We start from the raw sequence: 17,206 nt of genomic DNA, 5'->3' as shown, positions 1-17,206 counted from the left end.
ATCAGATCTCCGCAAATCCGCCGTCGACATTGATCTCGGCTCCAAGCAGGTAGCGCGAATCGTCGCCGGCCAGGAATGTCACCGCCGCCGCGATCTCCTCCGGTTTACCCATGCGGCCGGCTGGAACCTTGGAGCCGACCTTATCAGCATAAGCCCTGAACTCCTCTTCGGTCTGCCCGGGTGCGCGATGGATCGGCGTGTCGATCGGACCTGGGCTGACTGCATTGACGCGGATTTTTCGGGCGACAAGCTCCGCCGCCAACACGCGTGTGAAGGACCGTACGGCCGCTTTAGAGGCAGACAAGACCGCCCGGCCCGGCGTGCCGACCTGACCCAGCCATGAGGTGTTGAGAATGATCGAGCCGCCATCGGCCATGATCGGAAGCACTGCTTGGACCGTGAAGAATACGCCCTTCACATTGATGTCCATCAGGCGGTCGAAGCTCTCTTCGTCGGTCGTTTCAATCGGCGTTCCATAGGCGACGCCGGCATTGGCGAAGAGGATGTCGAGCTTGCCGAAGGCGTGGCCGACGATCTGCACCATCGCCTTCAGATCGGCAAGGGAGCGCACGTCGGCGCTGATCGTGAGCGTATCGCCGCCGACTTCCTGACGCGCGGCCTCCAGCTTGGCCGCATCAGTGCCGGTGATGGCGATGCGGACGCCCTCAGCGCGAAGCCGCTTGGCCGTGGCAAGGCCGATGCCACTATTGCCGCCGGTGATGAGCGCGGTCTTTCCGTTCAGCATGTGATGGTCTCCTGTGCATCGATCAATCGGGCGAGGACCTGCGCCCGCCAAAGCGATCTCTCGCCTCAAGCAGATGGAAGTCGATGCCGGCCGCATCGAGCAGACGCGCGGCGTAAAGGCCGGCAAGACCGCCGCCCACAATGGCTACCTTGGTTCGCATGCTCATTTTTCGCAACTCGTGCGCCAGTCCACGTGTGTCGCTGTGACGATCATGTTGAAGGGTGCTCCCGAGAGCACCCTTCGATGATTCAGGCGAGGCGGTTCGCGAGAGCTTCCGCAAGCGGCACGGCGGAGGCGGGGCTCTGACCTGTCATCAGCACGCCATCGACGACCACGTTCGGCTCCCAATTGGCCTTGCTCTGATATTTGGCTCCGCGATTCCTGAGCTCGTCCTCGAGCGAGAACAGAAGATGGTGCAACAACTCGATTTCGGTGTCTTCCGCGTTCTTGAAGCCGGTCAGGTTCAGGCCGTTGACGAGATATTGGCCGTCGTCCTTCTTGACGTCGCGCAGGATAGCGGGCGCGTGGCAGACCATCGCGATGGGACGCTGCGCGTTGTGGAAGTCACGGATCAGCTTGATCGCGTAGGAATCCGACGCGAGATCCCAGAGCAGGCCATAGCCACCGGGGAAGAACACGGCATCGTACGTGCGGTAGTCGATATTGCGCAGCTTCCGGGTGTTGCGGGCAGCGAACATTGCGACCGGATCAGCGAGGAAGCGCTCGGTATATTCGGTGGTGAACGGCGACTTCATGCTGAGGAGGTCGATCGGCGCTTCGCCGCCCCGTGGGGAAGCAAAGACGACCTCAAAGCCGGCCTTGGTGAGGATGTAATAGGGGGCCGCCAGTTCGTGGAACCAGGTGCCCGTCTGCTTGCCGCTGATCCCCATCTCGTCGACCGACGACATGATGAGGAGGATGCGCTTTTGTCGGTTGCCAGTGCCCATAAATTTTCCTTCAGGTGATCAGAGCTTTGCGGATATCTACCTGTCGACAGGTAGATAATGATGGCGCACATACAGCTTGTCAGGCGCGATAGCAAGATCTACCTGTTAACAGGTAGGTGAACGACTTGGCAGACTGGAAGGCTATGACCGACACGGTGGAAGCAATCATGGACGCGACGGAGCGTCGAATCCGGGAGGCTGGCTATAGCGGCTTCAGTTTTCGAGAGGTCGCCGCCGACGTCGGGGTGAAGAGCGCGAGCATCTACTATCATTTCCCGACCAAGAGCGCACTGGCGGCCGCTGTGGCTCGACGTTACAACCAACGCGTGGTCGCGGCCGCCGATGCCGGGGTCGCCGCCGGACAGAATGTGGTCCAGGCCTGGCGGGCGGTGTTTCGCAGCGCCCTCGATGATGGCGCCAAGATGTGCCTCTGCGGATCGCTCGGCGCTACCGTCCCCGACCTGGCGCCGGACGTGGCCCATGAGGTACGGCAGTTTTTCCAGGCGGGCATCGCCAGCCTCGTCGCCGGCGGCCTCACCGAACAGCGTGCGACCCAGGTGCTCGCGACGCTCGAAGGCGCGATCCTGATGGCCAGCGCACAGGGCGATCCGACCCTCTTCGACCGCGCAACCGAAGCGCTCGGTTGAGGCGGAGTCGCGCCGACATCGAGGAGGGGAAGCTCCATAGCGGCCTCCGATAAGGATTCGCGCTTCACCGGAAACGTCAGCGACTTCGCCAGCCTCACCCGGTCGACCGAGCGCCGGCAGCCGGTCTCTTTGAAGAAATGAAAAGGTGGCTCTTCACGGTGCTGACGGACACACCCAGCGTATTGCAGCAGCGTGGCACTCGCTGCGGGCTGGCGTTGAAGTCGCGGCGGCTACTCTCGTGCCTCTTCCTCCGATCGAACGACGCACGGTCGCCAGCAGGAGCGATGATCATCGCGTGACCGGTGACACATATCTTCCTCGCGGGTCGATCTAGCTTGCGGTCAGGTGGTTCGCAGTGATCCACCGGGAAGAGGACAAGACTTATGCGCAATACCATCCTTGTGGCCTTCGCAGCGATCACCTTGGCAAGCTTGGTGACACCCGCGAGCGCGCTGACCATCGTCCGCGATCATCGCGACCCGCCCATCGTGCGCGACCATCGCAATCAGACCATCGTCAGGGACCACCGCACGCAACCCGAGGTCCGCGATCATCGCCACTAAACGTCCCGGCGGCGGAGCCGAATCGAACGGGTTCGGCTTCGTCGTCTTGTCGAAAAGCCCGACAATCGTCCCGCGCACAACGCCGGTATCCATTCGCGATTGTGAGGCCTGAGCACGCGCCAGCTTCCCGCTGCCATGCTATTGCTGCCTCCGCAACTTCCCGCGAGGCCGCCATGCTCCCCATTCCCGCCGATATCTTCACCGAGCCCGAGGACGTCTCGCCCGACGGCCTCGCCAATCTCGGCCCGCTCCGCCGTCTCGCAGGGCATTGGCAGGCGGACAAGGGCATCGACATCAATCCGAAGGCGGAGGGGCCGGAGCGGCGGACCTTCATCGAGCGCATCCGCATGGATCCGATCGATCCGCAGGCCAACGGGCCGCAGCTGTTGTACGGGCTGCGCTATCACATCCACATCAACACGCCCGAGGAAGACATCACCTTCCACGACCAGGTCGGCTATTGGCTGTGGGAGCCCGCGACCGGCCTGATCATGCAGACGCTGGCGATTCCGCGCGGGCAGGTGCTGCTGGCCTCGGGCAAGGCCGGGCCCGACGACAAGACGATCTCGGTCACCGCAAAGCGCGGCGACACCGCCTACGGGATCTGCTCGACCGACTTTCTGGAACAGGCCTTCCGCACCGACTCCTATCGCTGCGACATCACCTTCAACGACGACGGCAGCTGGACCTATCTGATCCAGACCGAGTTGTTCGTCCGCGGCGCGCCGTTCGACCATCGCGACACCAACACGCTGCAGCTCGTCGCGCCACCACAGCTCAATCCGCTCGCGGTGATCGTCAACGAACGCGCCAGGAGCGATGAGAAGGGCGATGGGTCGGCAGTGTGAAGCGCGGCGTCGGAGAATCGCATGAAGCCCTATGTCATCTGTCTGATGCACTCCAGCCTCGACGGCCGCACGCATCCCAGCCGCTGGCGCCCGAAGGGGGCGGGCACGGATTGGTTCGAGAAGATCCATGACGAGCTCGGCGGCGATGCCTGGGTGATTGGCCGCGTTACCGGCTCGGAGTTCGCCAAGGGCCAGCCCTATCCCGCGACGAATGCGAAGCTGCCGCGTGAAAACTGGTTCGCGCGGCGTGATGCGAAAACCTATGGAATCGTTCTCGATGCGCAGGGCAAGATCGGCTGGGGCCGCTCGGACATCGGCGGTGATCCGATCGTCGTCGTGCTGACCGAGAGCGTGCCGGATTCGCATCTCGCCGGCCTGCGCGGCGAGGGCGTATCCTACATCTTTGCCGGCAAGTCCGAGCTCGATCTGGCGCTGGCGTTGGATATTCTCAGCCGCGAGTTGGGGGTGAAGCGGCTGCTGGTGGAGGGCGGCGGCGTCGCCAATGGCGCGTTCCTGCGTGCCGGTCTGATCGACGAGTTCAACCTGATTCTCAGCCCAGCGATCGATGGCGCAGAGGGCGCGCCCTTCGTGTTCTCTTCGACCGAGGCGGACAGCGACAAGCGCGCACCGATCACGGCGATGACGCTGGAGAGTACGCGCCAGCTCGGCGACGGTGTCCTGTTGCTGCGCTATCTGATCACGAACGATCCGCAAGCCGCGAGCCGGTAACGCGCGGCCATGCCCGAGACAACAGAGCATATCGTCATCGTCGGCGCCGGCGCGGCCGGCCTGATGGCGGCGCGTGAGCTGGCGCGGGCCGGCCGCAAGGTGACGGTGCTGGAGGCGCGCGAGCGCTGCGGCGGCCGCATCCTTCCGCTGCCGGTCTCGGAGTTCGGCTACCCCGCCGCGGGCGGCGCCGAATTTGTCCATGGCGAGGCGCCGGTCACGCGCGGATTGCTGCGCGAGGCCGGACTGTCCCTTCACGAGATCGCAGGCGAGCAGTGGAGCTTTGACGGCACGGCGCTCTTGCGCGAGGAGCGCGACGATCCGCACGAGGCGAAGCTTCAGGCCGTGCTGAAGGACTTGAAGGACGATCTCTCCGTCGCCGAATTCCTGCGCCGGCATTTCGCCGGGGACGACTATGCGCCGATGCGCCAATCGATCGAACGGATGGTCGAGGGCTATGACGCGGCCGACCCCGAGCGCGCCTCGACGCTGGCGCTGCGCGAGGAATGGATGGATGGCGGACACGCGCCGCAGGCGCGCATCGATGGCGGCTATGGCGCGCTGATCGACTTTCTGGCCGCCGATTGCCGCAAGTCTGGCGTGACCATCCATCTCGGCGCCGTAGTGTCGGCGATCGAGGAGGACGGTGACACGGCGGCGGTTCGCTGCGGCGGCGGCGATGTACACGCCTGCGATCGCGTGATCCTGACCGTGCCGCTGCCGCTGCTGCGCGAGATGGCTCTGCCGGCGAGCGCGCGCGAGAAGCTTGCTGCTGCTGCTGATGACATCGGCTTCGGCAACGTCATCAAGATCCTGCTGCGGTTTGCGCGGCCGTGGTGGCGCGAGCGGCACGAGGATCTCGCAGCCATGACCTTTCTGCTGTCCGACCGGACTATCCCGGTGTGGTGGACGCAATATCCGAGCGGGCAGGCCGTGCTCACCGGCTGGTTCGGCGGCCCGCGCACGGCGGAGCTGGAAAGCCTCGGTCCACAAGGACTGATCGCCGCCGGGCTCGATTCGCTCGCTGCCATCTTCAAGTTGCCGCGTGAGGACGTCGCGCGCGAGCTTGTGGCGGCCACGGCGACCAACTGGGCGCATGATCCCTTTGCCCGCGGCGCCTATTCCTGGGCGACGCCGCGGACGCGCGCGGCACAAGCGGTCCTCGCGCGTGCCGATGGCCTGGTGCTGTTCTCCGGCGAAGCTCTCTATCGCGGCCGTGACATGGGCACGGTGGAAGCGGCACTGGCGAGCGGCCAGGAGACGGCAGAGATGATTTTGCGGGGGTAAGAAAAAGGCCCGCATCGCGGGCCTTTCCTTTTACCAGCGTCCGCCGCCGAAGCTGAACGTCACGCCCGGACCGCCGCCGCCGTAATATCCGTACGGCCCGCCGCCGTAATAGCCGTGGTGCCGCGGGTAATAACCGTAGCTCCGGTAGTGCGGACGATAGTAGCCGTGATGGTGGTGATGATGGCGCCAGTGATGGTGATGGCGGTGGCCATGGTGCCGGTGCTGCGCGCTGATGTCGGTCGACTGGCCGGCTGGCGCGTTCTGCTTCGCGCCTGAATTATTGGCCGCGTTCGCCGCCGATCCGCCGGCAAGCGCCGCAGCACCGACCGCCATCGCGACAATGAGATACTTCATGGTGTCATCACTCCAGTTGAATGTCGTGTGACAACAGATGGGCGTCGGCTGCGTTCCGGCCAGTGCGGGCGTCGAAACGACGCAGTATCGCGACGTCCGATTCGCGCGCGTGAACGCACATCGTGAGATTTATTGTCGCATCATCGGCATTGATCGCGTTGCTGCCATCACTTGGCCGCGAACGAGGCGAGCACGTCGTCGCTGGTGACGATGCGCGCGAACTCGCCGTTGAGGTTCGACAACGTCATTGCATGGATTTGCTCGGCGGAATGCTTGTCGCCGTCGGGCCCGACGCGGTCGAACGTCCATGTCGCATCGCGCACGAGGTGCGCGTCGAACCCGAGATTGCCGGCCATCCGCGTCGTCGTCTCCACGCAATGATTGGTGGTGGCGCCGCAGATCACGAGCGTGCCGATGCCGGCCGCGCGCAGGCGCTCTTCCAGGTCGGTGCCGATGAAGGCGCTGTTGACGCGCTTGATGATGACAGTCTCGCCCGGTTGCTCGCGCGCCTCGTCCTTGACGGCGTAGCCGGAACGCGATGGCAGAAACGATGAATTCGGCTTGGTGCCTTCATGGCGGATATGAAAGATCGGCGCGCCGCGCGCTCTGAATGCCTGCAACAGACTGGCGATCCGCGCCACCGCATCCGGATTGTTGCGCCGCTGTCCCGCCGCCTCCCATTCGTCGAACGCGCGCTGGACGTCGACGACGATGAGAGCGGGGAGGGAGCGAGGCATGGAGGTGCTTTCGGTTCTATTGCTGAGTCAATTATGCGAGGCGAAGACGACGACGGGCAATGTCAATCTTCCCTCGTTTCGAGCCCCGTAGCCCGGATGCGGATTGGGAAAGCCGTGGCGTTCGGAGAGCGCCGCGAGGAACGCGTCCTTGCATGGCCGCCTTGCTGAGGATCAAAGCGGCAAGGGCTGGCCGGCCTAGTGTCGAGGCACCAAATGGTTGGGAATCGATGAGATGCGAGAGGACGCCATGCCGGGGCCGACGAGTCAACCGGACGGACTTGCCGGGATCAGGACGCTGCCGGAGCTGCTGCACTGGCGCGTCAAGGCGACGCCGGCGGCGGAGGCTTGCCGCCATTTCGATGCGACCGCGCGGCGCTGGGTCAGCCAGTCCTGGCGCGAGATCGATGCGCGATTCGAGCTGTGGCGGCGCGCGCTCGCCGCGGAGGAGTTCGCGCCGGGCGAACGCGTCGCCATCCTGATGCCGAATGGCATTGCGCATATCGCCATGGACCAGGCGGCGCTGTCGCGCGGCCTCGTGCCGGTGCCGATGCATGCCGTCGACAACCCCGACAGCATCGCCTACGTCCTCGTCGATTCCGGCGCGCTGCTCCTGTTCGTCGATACACTGGAGCGCTGGCAGGCGATCGTGGCGACCGGCCAGCCGCTCGACCATCTCAAGCGCGTCGTCTGCGCGGACGCAGGCGGGCTCATCACGCCGGACGCGCGCATCGTCGGGCTCGACCACTGGCTCGCACAAGCAGCCGGCGCGACCGCGCCGCTGCCCGATGTCGTGATCCAGCCGGACGATCTCGCCGCCATCGTCTACACCTCGGGCACGACCGGGCGGCCGAAGGGCGTGATGCTGTCGCACGGCAATGTCGTCGCCAATGTGAAGGCGATCGCGCATCGCATCGCCGCCGAACCGCACGACGTCTTCCTGTCCTTCCTGCCGCTCTCGCACACCTTCGAGCGCACCGGCGGCTATTATTATCCGATCGCGGCCGGCGCCTGCGTCGCCTATGCCCGCTCGGTGCCGCAACTCTCGGAGGACCTGAAGCGTGTGCGGCCGACGGTGCTGATCTCGGTGCCGCGGATCTACGAGCGCATCTACGCGCTGATCATGCAGCATCGCGCATCAGCTGGAAGTATCGAACGCGCGCTGCTCGACCTCACCATAGCCGTCGGCGGGCGCCGTTTCGATGCACGGCAGCGGCATGGCGTGCCGTCGCTGCTGGACCGGCTGGCCTGGCCGCTGCTCAAGCGGCTCGTCGCCGATAAGGTGCTGGCGCGGCTCGGCGGCCGCCTGCGCGTCGCGGTCTCGGGCGGGGCGCCGATCGCGCAGCCCGTCATTCGCCTGTTTCTCGCGCTCGGGCTCGACGTCCTCCAGGGCTACGGCATGACGGAGACCTCGCCGGTGGTGTCGGTCAACACCATCGATGACAATGATCCGCACTCGGTCGGCCACGTCCTCGACGGCGTCGAGGCGAGGCTAGGCGAGAACGACGAATTGTTGGTGCGCGGCCCCAGTGTGATGCTCGGCTATTGGCACAAGCCGGACGAGACGCGCCGCGTCAAGGACGCCGACGGCTGGCTGCACACCGGCGACCAGGCCCGCATTGAGAACGGGCGTATCACCATCACCGGCCGCATCAAGGACATCCTGGTCACGTCGACCGGCGAGAAGATCGCGCCGGTGGATCTGGAGACCGCGATCCTCGCCGATCCCCTGTTCGAGCAGGCGCTGGTGGTCGGCGAGCAGCGGCCGTTCCTTACCGCGCTGGTCGTGCTGAATGCCAAGGCCTGGGTGCAGGAGAAGGAACGGTTAGCTGCCAGCGGCAAGCAAGGCGGCGCGGCGGAACGGGCCGCCCTGCTGGCCAGGATCGCCGCGGCCGTGAAGGCCTATCCGTCCTACGCGACACCGCGCGCGGTGTGGTGGACGCTCGATCCGTGGACCATCGCGAGCGGCCTGCTCACGCCGACGCTGAAGAACAAGCGGCCCGCGCTCGAACGCCGCTTCGCAGACGAGATCGAAGACGTCTATGCGAAGAAGCCCGCGGCGATAACGCCGACGTGAATTCGCCTCTCCCCGCGGTTGATCCAGCGCAACTTCGGCCCCTGCCTCGCGATGCAATGTCGCCCTCGAATTCGAACGGCAGTCGAGGCAAGTCATGAAGGCGTATTTCATCGGCGGTGGCATTGGTTCGCTCGCGGGCGCGGCGTTCCTGATTCGCGACGCGCAGCAGCCGGGGCGTGACATCGTGATCCATGAGGCGCAGCCGCTGGTCGGCGGCAGCCTCGACGGCGCGCTGCTCGCGAACGGCGCCTATTCGCTGCGCGGCGGACGCATGCTGACCACCGACCATTACGAATGCACCTGGGATCTGCTCTCCAGCATCCCTTCGCTCGAGCATCCCGGCCGCAGCGTGCGCGACGAGACCATCGCGTTCAACCTGGAGAACCCGGCGCACTCGCAGGCGCGGCTGGTCGATCGCAACCGTTTCAAGCTCGACGTCTCGCATATGGGCTTTTCCGCGCGCGACCGGCTCGAGCTGTTGCGGCTCACCGAGGCTTCGGAGGAGACACTCGGCAACAGCCGCATCACCGACTGGCTCTCGCCAAAATTCTTCGAGTCCAATTTCTGGTACATGTGGCAGACTACCTTCGCGTTCCAGCCCTGGCACAGCGCGGTCGAGCTGAAGCGCTATCTGCACCGCTTCATGAACGAGTTTCCGCGCATCGAGACGCTCGCCGGCGTCAAGCGCACCGTCTACAATCAGTATGATGCGATCGTGCGGCCGCTTGCTGACTGGCTGAAGCGGCAGGGCGTGCAATTCGTGCGCGGCACCCGCGTCACCGACATGGCGATCGAGAGCGAGGACGGACGGTTGCGGGTGCGCCAGCTCGTGCTCGATCGCGACGGCCGCATCGCCAATGTCCGGCTCGAGGACGGCGATCTCGTATTCTTCCAGAACGGCTCGATGACGGACGCCTCGAGCCTCGGCACCATGACCGAGCCGCCGCCGCATCTGACCAAGAAAGACAGCCAGGGCTGGGCGCTGTGGGAGACGATCGCGAAGGAGCGTCCCGAATTCGGCAATCCCGCCGCGTTCAACAGCTCGATCCCTGAATCCTATTGGCTGTCCTTCACCGTCACCTGCCGCGATCCACTCTTCTTCGAGAAGATGGAGGCGTTCTCCGGCAACCGGGCCGGCACCGGCGGCCTCGTCACGTTCAAGGATTCCAACTGGCTGATGTCGGTCGTGCTCTATCACCAGCCGCATTTCGCCGGACAGCCGAACAATGTGCAGGTGTTCTGGGGCTATGCGCTACATCCCGACCGCGTCGGCAATTTCGTTGCCAAGCCGATGTCCGATTGCGGCGGCGCGGAGATCCTGAAGGAGCTGTGCGGCCATTTGAATTTCGATGTGAGCGTGTTCGCGGACGCGATCTGCGTTCCCTGCCGCATGCCCTACATCACCAGCATGTTCATGCCGCGCAATCTGGCCGACCGGCCGCTGCCGGTGCCGAAGAATTCGGTCAACCTCGCTTTCGTCAGCCAGTTCGTCGAAATCCCCGACGACGTCGTGTTCACGGTCGAATATTCGGTGCGCGCGGCGCAGATGGCGGTCTATCAGCTCATGAAGATCGATCGCCCGGTGCCGCCGGTGACGCGGCACGACAAGTCGCTCGCGGTGATCTTCGCAACGCTGGAAAAGGCGTTCGCGTGACGGCTGGCCAGCGTCGCTGGCGCCTGCGATAGGAGCTATCGCAACGCTGCCAGCGGCAGGCTAACGTGAAAGACGGCGCCCCCTGACGGCGCGTTCTCTGCCCAGATGCGCCCGCCATGCGCCTCGACGATGGTATGGGCGATCGAGAGGCCGATGCCCATGCCTTGGGTCTTGGTCGTGAAGAACGGCTCGAAGATCTCCGTCATCTTCTCCGCCAGGATCCCGTCGCCGGCATCGGCGACCGAGACGAGGGCCACATTACCGTCGGCAAGACTGGTTCGGCCGATGACGCGGCGCCGCTTGTCCGGGAAATGCGCCACGGCATCGATGCCGTTCACGACGAGATTCAGGATGGCCTGCTGGAGCTGAACCTTATCGCCCTTAACGCGGATATCCGCGGATGAGGGTTCGGTCATGAGTTCGACGTCGTGGGTCAGGGCCTGCACGGAGAGGAATCGAAACACCTCGCCAACCATCGCATTGAGATCGAGCTCGCGCCGTTCGGTCGGGTCTCGCTTCAGAAACGAGCGCAGCCGGCTGATGACGTCGGCGGCCCGCTGATCGTCCTGGCGAATGTGGTCCAATAAGTCCCCGATCTCGCCGAGGTCGGGCGCCGGATTCCGCAAGATCTGCTGGGCCGTCTCGGCATTGATCAGGATGGCGGCGAGCGGCTGGTTCAGCTCGTGGGCGAGCGAGGCGGACATCTCACCCGCGGTGGCGCGGCGATTCATGTGGGCGAGCTCCGACATGCGTTGCCGCGCCTCGACCTCGGCCACGAAGCGCAAGCGGCGCTCGCGCAGCAGAATGGCGATCATCAGCGCCTGCACCAGAACGACACTGGCGACGATGGTGGCGTGCCAGTGATACTTCTCCCAGAAGGTTGGTTCACGGAAACGCACCTCGCTGCCGGGAGGCAGATGGGCCTCGTCCACGTTCCAGCGTTTCAGCTCCCGCCAGTCGAAGATCGGCTTCACGTGATTCCCGCCGAAGGGGACGATGCTCGACGGGGCCTCGCCGCCGAGAATCCGCATGGCGACTTCGCCGGCTTCCCGTCCGATCATTTCGGGCAGCAGCAGGAAGCCGCCCACGCCCGAGCGCCCGAGGAACGTATCGGACGTGATGATGATCGGGCGGTTGGCGCTCTCGGCGATGCGTGCGAGCGCGGCGGCCGGGGAATAATAAGTGCCTTCGCCGTCGGAATACATCGCCGAGGTCAAGATCGCGGAGCGGGCGGGCAGGGACGCGACGTGAGCGCGGACCTCGCGCAGCACCGCGCCCGACAGATCGGTGACTTCGAGGTCGGGCATTGCCGCCGCGAAGTCCTGCTTCCAGTGTCCGTATGTCAGCGGATTCTTCCAGGCCTCGCCGACGAGAACGACCCGGTTGAGGTCGGGAACGACAGCGCGGGCTGCGGTCAGCAGCTGCGCCGGTCTCACCCGTGTGAAGACGGTCGTCGTGTTGGGCAGGAACAGCGCGCGCGTCTCGGGCAGATCGGGCACGAAGCCGTAGACGACCGGTGCATCTGGCCAGATCTCCTGCTTGCGCTTCCGAAGGAATTTCGCCGATGAAACTCCGATCGAAACGATGACGTCGATCGGCTGCTGCGCATATTTGGTCTTGAAGTGACCGACCAGGCTCTCTTCGTAGTCCGGTCCCGGGAAGCGGGCGAGATCGAGGCTCTCGCCGTAGGTCACCGTGTGACTCGTCCCGTTCGGCTTCGCGACGGCGCGGATGCCGGCAAATATCTCGGAATAGAAGGGCGAGCGAAAATCAGCCTCTTCCAGAACCAGGATCGAACGCTGCCGCTTGCCGTCGGCCGCGATGCATTCACGCGACAGGCTTGCGAGGAGGAAGATGAACAGGATGCGCATGAGCCCGGTGATCATACGCATTGCCGGGCTCTCGGCCCCGCCTCCAGTTGCAATCGGGCTTCCTCGGTGAGGACGCGCGCGAGAGCATACAAGCCGGACCTGGAGTTTCAAACGGAAGGATGCGCTTTCACTTCGCCGACACAGCAGGCGAGACGAAGTGCCGCTATTTGAACGGGTCCTGGATCGAGGGCAGCGATTGCCGGATGCGGCGCACGCTCACCGGCGTACCGTCGGAGACGAACAGCAGTTCATATTGCCGGCCCTCGCTGTCGGTGGCGGAGCAGGTGACGTCGGTCACCTTCCTGGCGGCGAAATTGCCGGTCTGGCGGCAGAGGCCGGTGGAGGTCTGCTCGGCCGGCACCGGCAGGCCGTCGACCCTGGGCCGGTCCTTGGAGTTGAGCAGCATGCGGTCGATCGGCAGCTCGTAGGAATTGTCGTCGGCGCGCTTGCCGTTCTCGCCGGAGAACGACACGACGTGGCTGTCGTCGGAGGGATCGTCGACCGCGACCGCGAAATTGACCCGGCCCTTGTCGCCGTGGGCGTAGGCCACCGTCTTGCAGGCGAAGGTGCGCCCGGCAACCTTGAAGGTCTTGCAGTGGCCGGACATCAGCGCCAGCAGGTCGATGAAGGCATTCTGCGGCGCCGGCGGGTTGTTGACCGGGATCGGCTTGGAAGTCTCGGCAAAACAAGGACTTGCCAACGCGGCGGCGAAGACTAGCTTGGCGGCCAGAAGCGGTCGGCAGAGGCGCATCGGAAGGCTCACGTGCCAGGGAACCACGGTCGGGTTCCGCACCATAACGATCGAACCGCAAATTGGTTGCGATCCCGTTTGTCCTGCAAGTCCCGCCTGGAATACCACCGCGCCACCCCCGACGGCGTCCACATCGCCCAAACCGTCCCGCAGGCACTTGCCGTCAGGCCGGTGTTTTTTTCGTGGCGGAACTCAGGCCATTGCCGCCTGCCAGCGCGCATCGCGAAGCGAAGGTCGGCGGTGCAGGCGGGCATCCAGCACGGCGCGGGCGCGGGCCAGCTCGCCGCTGCGCATCAGGGCGACGATGTAGGTGTCCTCGACCAGCTCGCGCTGGGCATGGCTGCCGCCGATCCGTACGACCTCGCCGAGGACCGGCGCCAGCGTTTGCGCGCATGAGGCGTAATCCTCATCCGCAAAGGCCGCCAGCGCGCGGAAGATCGCCGGCACCACGGGGCCGGCCGGCAGCTTGCCCTCGGCGAGGCGCTGCTCGATGGCCGCAAGGCGCGTGGTGAGCGCCGCGTGATTCTGCGTCGCTGCCGCGAACAGCGCCATGTGGATGTCGGCGAAAGACAGGCTCGACTTCGGAAACAGCTTTTGCGCGCTGGCGTCGGCGTCGAGCCACAGCTCCCTCGGCACGGAATGGCCGTAAGCCGACAGGCGCCACAGCAGCGAGGCGGCATCGGTGATGACGTTGAGCGGCGGCGCCTGCGTGACTGATGGCTGAAGCACGTCGGCATAGATCGCGAGCGCGCGAGCCGCATCGCCATGCTCGAGCGCGCCGAGCGCCTGGTGCCAGCTGATATGGCCGTGCAGAATTCCGGCGCGGTCGTAAGAGGGGATCCAGTCGTCGACGAGGCGGTCGGCCGCCTCGATCGAGCCGTCCTCGAACATTGCATGCAGCACCGCGTGTGCGGCGTGGGCATTCTGACGGCGTAAATTGAAGCCGCGCTCGGTCATGGCGCGACCGCGTGCGACGTCGCCGTTCTCGGTCATCGCCCAGCCGGCCATGGTCAGGAACCACCAATCCTCGCCATAATGCTGCGCAAGCGGCTCGCACAGCTCATGCCGCGCGCGGTCGTGGTCGGCTATGCCGGAGAAGGCGAACAGGCCGAACGCGCCGAGCGGCAGCGACAGCACCAATGCATCGCGCGGCCAGCTCTCGATATGCCTCAGCGTCGACACGATCGCCTCCGGCAGCCGGCCCTCGATCGCCAGCGCCAGCGTCTCGACATGCGAGCGCTCGCGCTCTGTGCCGCGCTTGGCGACCAGCTCGCGCGCAAGCGCCGCCTTTTGCCGGGCCAGATCGCCCTGCTGGTAGAACGCGTGCACGCGGGCGCGGGCGATATGGGGAAGCGCGAAATCCGGATCAGTCGCAATCGCGCGCTCCAGCATCTCCGCCATGCCGGTCCAGCCCGCGAGCATGAGATCGACGCCTTCGCGATAGGCGGATGCAGCCGCATCGGATGTGGTGGAGAGCGGCAGGCCGTAGCGGTCTTCGAGCGCCATCGTCGTCTCCCGGTTTCACGCCGTCCGCGCGCGGCGGCCTTCGATGGGGTAGGCGGGATCGTTGTAGCCCGGCGTCGAGGGGTGGCCCGGCACGACCAGCCGGTCGATCAGCGCCTCGTCATCCCCAGTGAAGCGGTAGTCGAGCGCGCTGATGTAGCCATCCCATTGCGCCTCGGTGCGGGGACCTGCGACGATCGAGGAGACGAAGGCGGAGTTGAGCACCCAGGCAACCGCGAACTGGCCGGCGGTAATGCCCTTTTTCTCGGCGTGAGTCTTGATCTCCTGCGCGAGCTGGAGCGATTCCGGCCGCCATTCGGTCTGCATCATGCGGGTGTCGTTGCGGCCGGCGCGCGTCTCCTTGTCGGGCGCTGCATCCGGCTTGTACTTGCCGGTGAGCACGCCTCGCGCCAGCGGGCTGTAGGGCACGATGCCGAGACCGTAATAGGAGCAGGCCGGAAAGTGCTCGACCTCGGGCATGCGATTCATCGCATTGTAATAGGGCTGGCTCACCGCGGGACGGTCGATGCCGAGACGGTCGCAGATGTTGCAGATCTCGGCGACCCGCCAGGCGCGGTAGTTCGAGACGCCGAAATAGCGCACCTTGCCGACGCGGATCAAATCGCCCATCGCGCGCACCGTCTCTTCCAGCGGTGTCGAATGGTCTTCCTTGTGCAGATAGTAGATGTCGATGTGGTCGGTGCCGAGCCGCGCTAAGCTTTCGTCTACGGCCTGCAGCACCCAGCGCCGTGACAGCCCGCTGCGGTTGGGATCGTCGCCCATGGGGTTGGCGAGTTTGGTGGCGAGCACCCAGGCGTGACGGTTGCCCGCGATCGCGCGGCCGACCACCTCCTCGGAGCCGCCCTTCGAGTAAGCGTCGGCGGTGTCGATGAAGTTGATGCCGGCGCCATGCGCTTTGTCGATGATCCGCTTTGACGTGGCTTCATCGGTGGGGCCACCGAACATCATGGTGCCCAGACAGATCGGCGACACTTTCAGGCCGCTGCGGCCGAGCTGACGGTATTGCATGGGCGGGTCCTCGATATCTTTATGGAGATCAGCATAGCCAGCTACAGTCGTCATTGCGAGCGCAGCGAAGCAATCCAGAGATGCGTCCGCGGATAGATGCTGGATTGCTTCGTCGCAAGAGCTCGTCGCAATGACGCGTGGCGGAAACTGCCCGCCATCCTCACAACTGTCATCGCCCGACTTGATCGGGCGATCCAGTATTCCAGAGACGGCTATGGTTGAGCCGAGAGGCTGCGGCGTACTGGGTCGCCCGGTCAAGCCGGGCGATGACGGCGGAGTGTGTGGTGGGCTGCGGGGGCAGCCCGACGGCGCGCTACCCCGGCCCCTTCAAGATTTTGAACACGCCATTCGCCATCACGATGCAGCGACCATCCACCGTCACTTCCGTGCTCATGAAGATCAGGCTGCGCGTCGAGCGCACCACGCGCGGGCGGGAGATCAGGATGTCGCCGATCTGGCCGGCCTCGACGAAGTGGGTGTCAAGCTGCACCGTCGCCATAAACTCTTTGCCTGAGATATAGCGGGCGGTCATGCCGCAGGTGCGGTCGGCAAAGGTCATCATCACGCCACCCTGAACCATGCCGCGGCGGTTGTGGTGCTTGTCTTCGGTGGCAAGCGCGAACTCGTGGCAAGCGCGAACTCGTAGTGGCCGTCGACCTTGCGCTCCCACAAGGGGCCGATCAGATGCAGGAAGCCCGTGGTCTCCAGGATGCTCCAGCCGTCTGATTTGAGCCTTGCGGCGGCCTTGTTGGTCATGTCGTCGTCCATTCAGGTGCGGGCCTTGCGATCTCGTTTCATCGAGGCCTGACGTGGTGTAGTCAAGCATCATGAGACCGTTCGATGATGCCACACGGCGGAATATCGCGAATGCCTGCGCGGCCTTCATGCGGCTGCCGGCGGGTGAAGTGCCGACGACGCTGAAGCGTGCCGCGGTGTCAGTTGTGCTGACCGCGAGCGAGGGCGATGACACCGCATTCCTGCTCACGCTGCGCGCATCGCATCTGCGCGCCCATCGCGGCCAATGGGCGCTGCCGGGCGGACGCTGCGATGTCGGCGAGACGCCGGTCGAGGCGGCGCTGCGCGAGCTCGACGAGGAGCTCGCGCTAAAACTTTCGGCCGACGCGGTGCTCGGTCTGCTCGACGATTATCCGACCCGTTCCGGGTATCTGATCACGCCGGTGGTGGTGTGGGCGGCCGATAGTGCCGCGATCAGGCCGAACCCGGACGAGGTGGCTTCGGTCCATCGCATTGCGCTCGACACCATCGAGCGCGACGACGCCTTCGATTTCGTCGCCATCCCCGAAAGCGCGCGCCGCGTGATCCGTTTCCATCATCAGGAAAGCCTGATCCACGCGCCGACCGCGGCCCTGATCTACCAGTTCCGCGAGGTGCTTGCGGGCCGGCACACCCGCGTGGCGGAGCTGGAACAACCGGTGTTCGCCTGGAAGTGACGATGGTAAACGGCGCGTT

Annotated in this window: 15 protein-coding genes and 3 pseudogenes; 8 read left to right on the top strand and 10 right to left on the bottom strand. The window is 65.2% G+C overall.

Annotated elements, in window-relative coordinates; genetic code table 11:
- Window position 1: 1 nt before the first annotated feature.
- From GGD61_RS14850 to GGD61_RS14840, 3 genes and pseudogenes are all read right to left on the bottom strand, one after another.
- Window positions 2-745 carry an SDR family oxidoreductase gene (locus GGD61_RS14850; protein WP_092254092.1) on the bottom strand — a complete coding sequence of 248 codons (744 nt, stop codon included), beginning with the start codon at window positions 743-745 and terminating at the stop codon, window positions 2-4.
- Between the two features lie 25 nt (window positions 746-770).
- A pseudogene (locus GGD61_RS41655) lies at window positions 771-1,025 on the bottom strand (NAD(P)-binding protein); the annotation flags it as partial.
- Window positions 994-1,692: a type 1 glutamine amidotransferase domain-containing protein gene (locus GGD61_RS14840; protein WP_018321280.1), complete on the bottom strand. Its 699-nt coding sequence runs from the start codon at window positions 1,690-1,692 to the stop codon at window positions 994-996. The gene GGD61_RS14840 and the pseudogene GGD61_RS41655, both read right to left, overlap by 32 nt.
- Before the next feature lie 143 nt (window positions 1,693-1,835).
- Here GGD61_RS14840 and GGD61_RS14835 point away from each other — a divergent pair, with 143 nt between their 5' ends.
- The 5 genes from GGD61_RS14835 (at window position 1,836) to GGD61_RS14815 (ending at window position 5,763) form a co-directional block, all read left to right on the top strand.
- On the top strand, window positions 1,836-2,339 hold the full coding sequence (locus GGD61_RS14835) for a TetR/AcrR family transcriptional regulator (protein ID WP_018321281.1): 504 nt from the start codon (window positions 1,836-1,838) through the stop codon (window positions 2,337-2,339).
- A 383-nt stretch (window positions 2,340-2,722) separates the two neighbouring features.
- Window positions 2,723-2,902 (top strand): hypothetical protein, encoded by a 180-nt coding sequence (locus GGD61_RS14830; RefSeq protein ID WP_092254096.1) that lies wholly within the window; start codon window positions 2,723-2,725, stop codon window positions 2,900-2,902.
- A 173-nt stretch (window positions 2,903-3,075) separates the two neighbouring features.
- On the top strand, window positions 3,076-3,750 hold the full coding sequence (locus GGD61_RS14825) for an FABP family protein (protein ID WP_092254098.1): 675 nt from the start codon (window positions 3,076-3,078) through the stop codon (window positions 3,748-3,750).
- A 21-nt stretch (window positions 3,751-3,771) separates the two neighbouring features.
- The gene (locus GGD61_RS14820; protein WP_092254100.1) at window positions 3,772-4,479 is read left to right on the top strand and encodes a dihydrofolate reductase family protein; all 708 of its coding nucleotides are present in this window, start codon (window positions 3,772-3,774) and stop codon (window positions 4,477-4,479) included.
- Window positions 4,480-4,488: 9 nt separating this feature from the next.
- Window positions 4,489-5,763, top strand: a complete 1,275-nt coding sequence (locus GGD61_RS14815; RefSeq protein WP_092254103.1) for an NAD(P)/FAD-dependent oxidoreductase — start codon at window positions 4,489-4,491, stop codon at window positions 5,761-5,763.
- Between the two features lie 30 nt (window positions 5,764-5,793).
- On the opposite strand, the gene GGD61_RS14810 is transcribed toward GGD61_RS14815, so the two are convergent.
- Both GGD61_RS14810 and GGD61_RS14805 read right to left on the bottom strand, forming a co-directional pair.
- Entirely contained in the window at window positions 5,794-6,117 is a 324-nt protein-coding gene (locus tag GGD61_RS14810; protein ID WP_018321286.1) for a hypothetical protein, read from the bottom strand.
- A gap of 167 nt (window positions 6,118-6,284) precedes the next feature.
- Window positions 6,285-6,854 (bottom strand): cysteine hydrolase family protein, encoded by a 570-nt coding sequence (locus GGD61_RS14805; RefSeq protein WP_092254105.1) that lies wholly within the window; start codon window positions 6,852-6,854, stop codon window positions 6,285-6,287.
- Window positions 6,855-7,101: 247 nt separating this feature from the next.
- Between GGD61_RS14805 and GGD61_RS14800 the strand changes: the two genes are divergently transcribed.
- Both GGD61_RS14800 and GGD61_RS14795 read left to right on the top strand, forming a co-directional pair.
- Complete coding sequence (locus GGD61_RS14800) at window positions 7,102-8,928, top strand: long-chain fatty acid--CoA ligase (protein ID WP_183230854.1); 1,827 nt, start codon at window positions 7,102-7,104, stop codon at window positions 8,926-8,928.
- A gap of 76 nt (window positions 8,929-9,004) precedes the next feature.
- A pseudogene (locus tag GGD61_RS14795) lies at window positions 9,005-10,582 on the top strand (oleate hydratase); the annotation flags it as partial.
- A gap of 35 nt (window positions 10,583-10,617) precedes the next feature.
- Here the strand turns inward: GGD61_RS14795 and GGD61_RS14790 are convergent.
- The 5 genes and pseudogenes from GGD61_RS14790 to GGD61_RS14770 form a co-directional block, all read right to left on the bottom strand.
- The gene (locus GGD61_RS14790) at window positions 10,618-12,474 is read right to left on the bottom strand and encodes a sensor histidine kinase (protein ID WP_183230853.1); all 1,857 of its coding nucleotides are present in this window, start codon (window positions 12,472-12,474) and stop codon (window positions 10,618-10,620) included.
- 142 nt (window positions 12,475-12,616) lie between these two features.
- The gene (locus tag GGD61_RS14785; RefSeq protein ID WP_092254871.1) at window positions 12,617-13,204 is read right to left on the bottom strand and encodes a hypothetical protein; all 588 of its coding nucleotides are present in this window, start codon (window positions 13,202-13,204) and stop codon (window positions 12,617-12,619) included.
- Between the two features lie 192 nt (window positions 13,205-13,396).
- On the bottom strand, window positions 13,397-14,710 hold the full coding sequence (locus GGD61_RS14780) for a tetratricopeptide repeat protein (RefSeq protein WP_092254115.1): 1,314 nt from the start codon (window positions 14,708-14,710) through the stop codon (window positions 13,397-13,399).
- 15 nt (window positions 14,711-14,725) lie between these two features.
- Window positions 14,726-15,736 (bottom strand): aldo/keto reductase, encoded by a 1,011-nt coding sequence (locus GGD61_RS14775; RefSeq protein WP_092254117.1) that lies wholly within the window; start codon window positions 15,734-15,736, stop codon window positions 14,726-14,728.
- 313 nt (window positions 15,737-16,049) lie between these two features.
- Window positions 16,050-16,504: pseudogene (locus GGD61_RS14770) on the bottom strand (PaaI family thioesterase).
- Window positions 16,505-16,560: 56 nt separating this feature from the next.
- Here GGD61_RS14770 and GGD61_RS14765 point away from each other — a divergent pair.
- Window positions 16,561-17,187: a CoA pyrophosphatase gene (locus GGD61_RS14765; protein WP_092254121.1), complete on the top strand. Its 627-nt coding sequence runs from the start codon at window positions 16,561-16,563 to the stop codon at window positions 17,185-17,187.
- Window positions 17,188-17,206: the final 19 nt, after the last annotated feature.

It is taken from the genome of Bradyrhizobium sp. SBR1B (assembly GCF_014198205.1).
Taxonomy (GTDB): Bacteria; Pseudomonadota; Alphaproteobacteria; order Rhizobiales; family Xanthobacteraceae; genus Bradyrhizobium.
Note: the sequence above shows the minus strand (reverse complement) of the source record. Positions and strands in the feature narration are given on the sequence as shown.

What these genes read in the sequence shown, in the direction of transcription:
- GGD61_RS14820 (WP_092254100.1), top strand. Translation starts at nt 3,772, where the DNA reads ATGAAGCCCTATGTCATCTGTCTGATGCACTCCAGCCTCGACGGCCGC.
- GGD61_RS14785 (WP_092254871.1), bottom strand. Translation starts at nt 13,204, where the DNA reads ATGCGCCTCTGCCGACCGCTTCTGGCCGCCAAGCTAGTCTTCGCCGCC.
- GGD61_RS14830 (WP_092254096.1), top strand. Translation starts at nt 2,723, where the DNA reads ATGCGCAATACCATCCTTGTGGCCTTCGCAGCGATCACCTTGGCAAGC.
- GGD61_RS14805 (WP_092254105.1), bottom strand. Translation starts at nt 6,854, where the DNA reads ATGCCTCGCTCCCTCCCCGCTCTCATCGTCGTCGACGTCCAGCGCGCG.
- GGD61_RS14790 (WP_183230853.1), bottom strand. Translation starts at nt 12,474, where the DNA reads ATGCGTATGATCACCGGGCTCATGCGCATCCTGTTCATCTTCCTCCTC.
- GGD61_RS14810 (WP_018321286.1), bottom strand. Translation starts at nt 6,117, where the DNA reads ATGAAGTATCTCATTGTCGCGATGGCGGTCGGTGCTGCGGCGCTTGCC.
- GGD61_RS14825 (WP_092254098.1), top strand. Translation starts at nt 3,076, where the DNA reads ATGCTCCCCATTCCCGCCGATATCTTCACCGAGCCCGAGGACGTCTCG.
- GGD61_RS14835 (WP_018321281.1), top strand. Translation starts at nt 1,836, where the DNA reads ATGACCGACACGGTGGAAGCAATCATGGACGCGACGGAGCGTCGAATC.
- GGD61_RS14800 (WP_183230854.1), top strand. Translation starts at nt 7,102, where the DNA reads ATGCCGGGGCCGACGAGTCAACCGGACGGACTTGCCGGGATCAGGACG.
- GGD61_RS14775 (WP_092254117.1), bottom strand. Translation starts at nt 15,736, where the DNA reads ATGCAATACCGTCAGCTCGGCCGCAGCGGCCTGAAAGTGTCGCCGATC.
- GGD61_RS14850 (WP_092254092.1), bottom strand. Translation starts at nt 745, where the DNA reads ATGCTGAACGGAAAGACCGCGCTCATCACCGGCGGCAATAGTGGCATC.
- GGD61_RS14780 (WP_092254115.1), bottom strand. Translation starts at nt 14,710, where the DNA reads ATGGCGCTCGAAGACCGCTACGGCCTGCCGCTCTCCACCACATCCGAT.
- GGD61_RS14840 (WP_018321280.1), bottom strand. Translation starts at nt 1,692, where the DNA reads ATGGGCACTGGCAACCGACAAAAGCGCATCCTCCTCATCATGTCGTCG.
- GGD61_RS14815 (WP_092254103.1), top strand. Translation starts at nt 4,489, where the DNA reads ATGCCCGAGACAACAGAGCATATCGTCATCGTCGGCGCCGGCGCGGCC.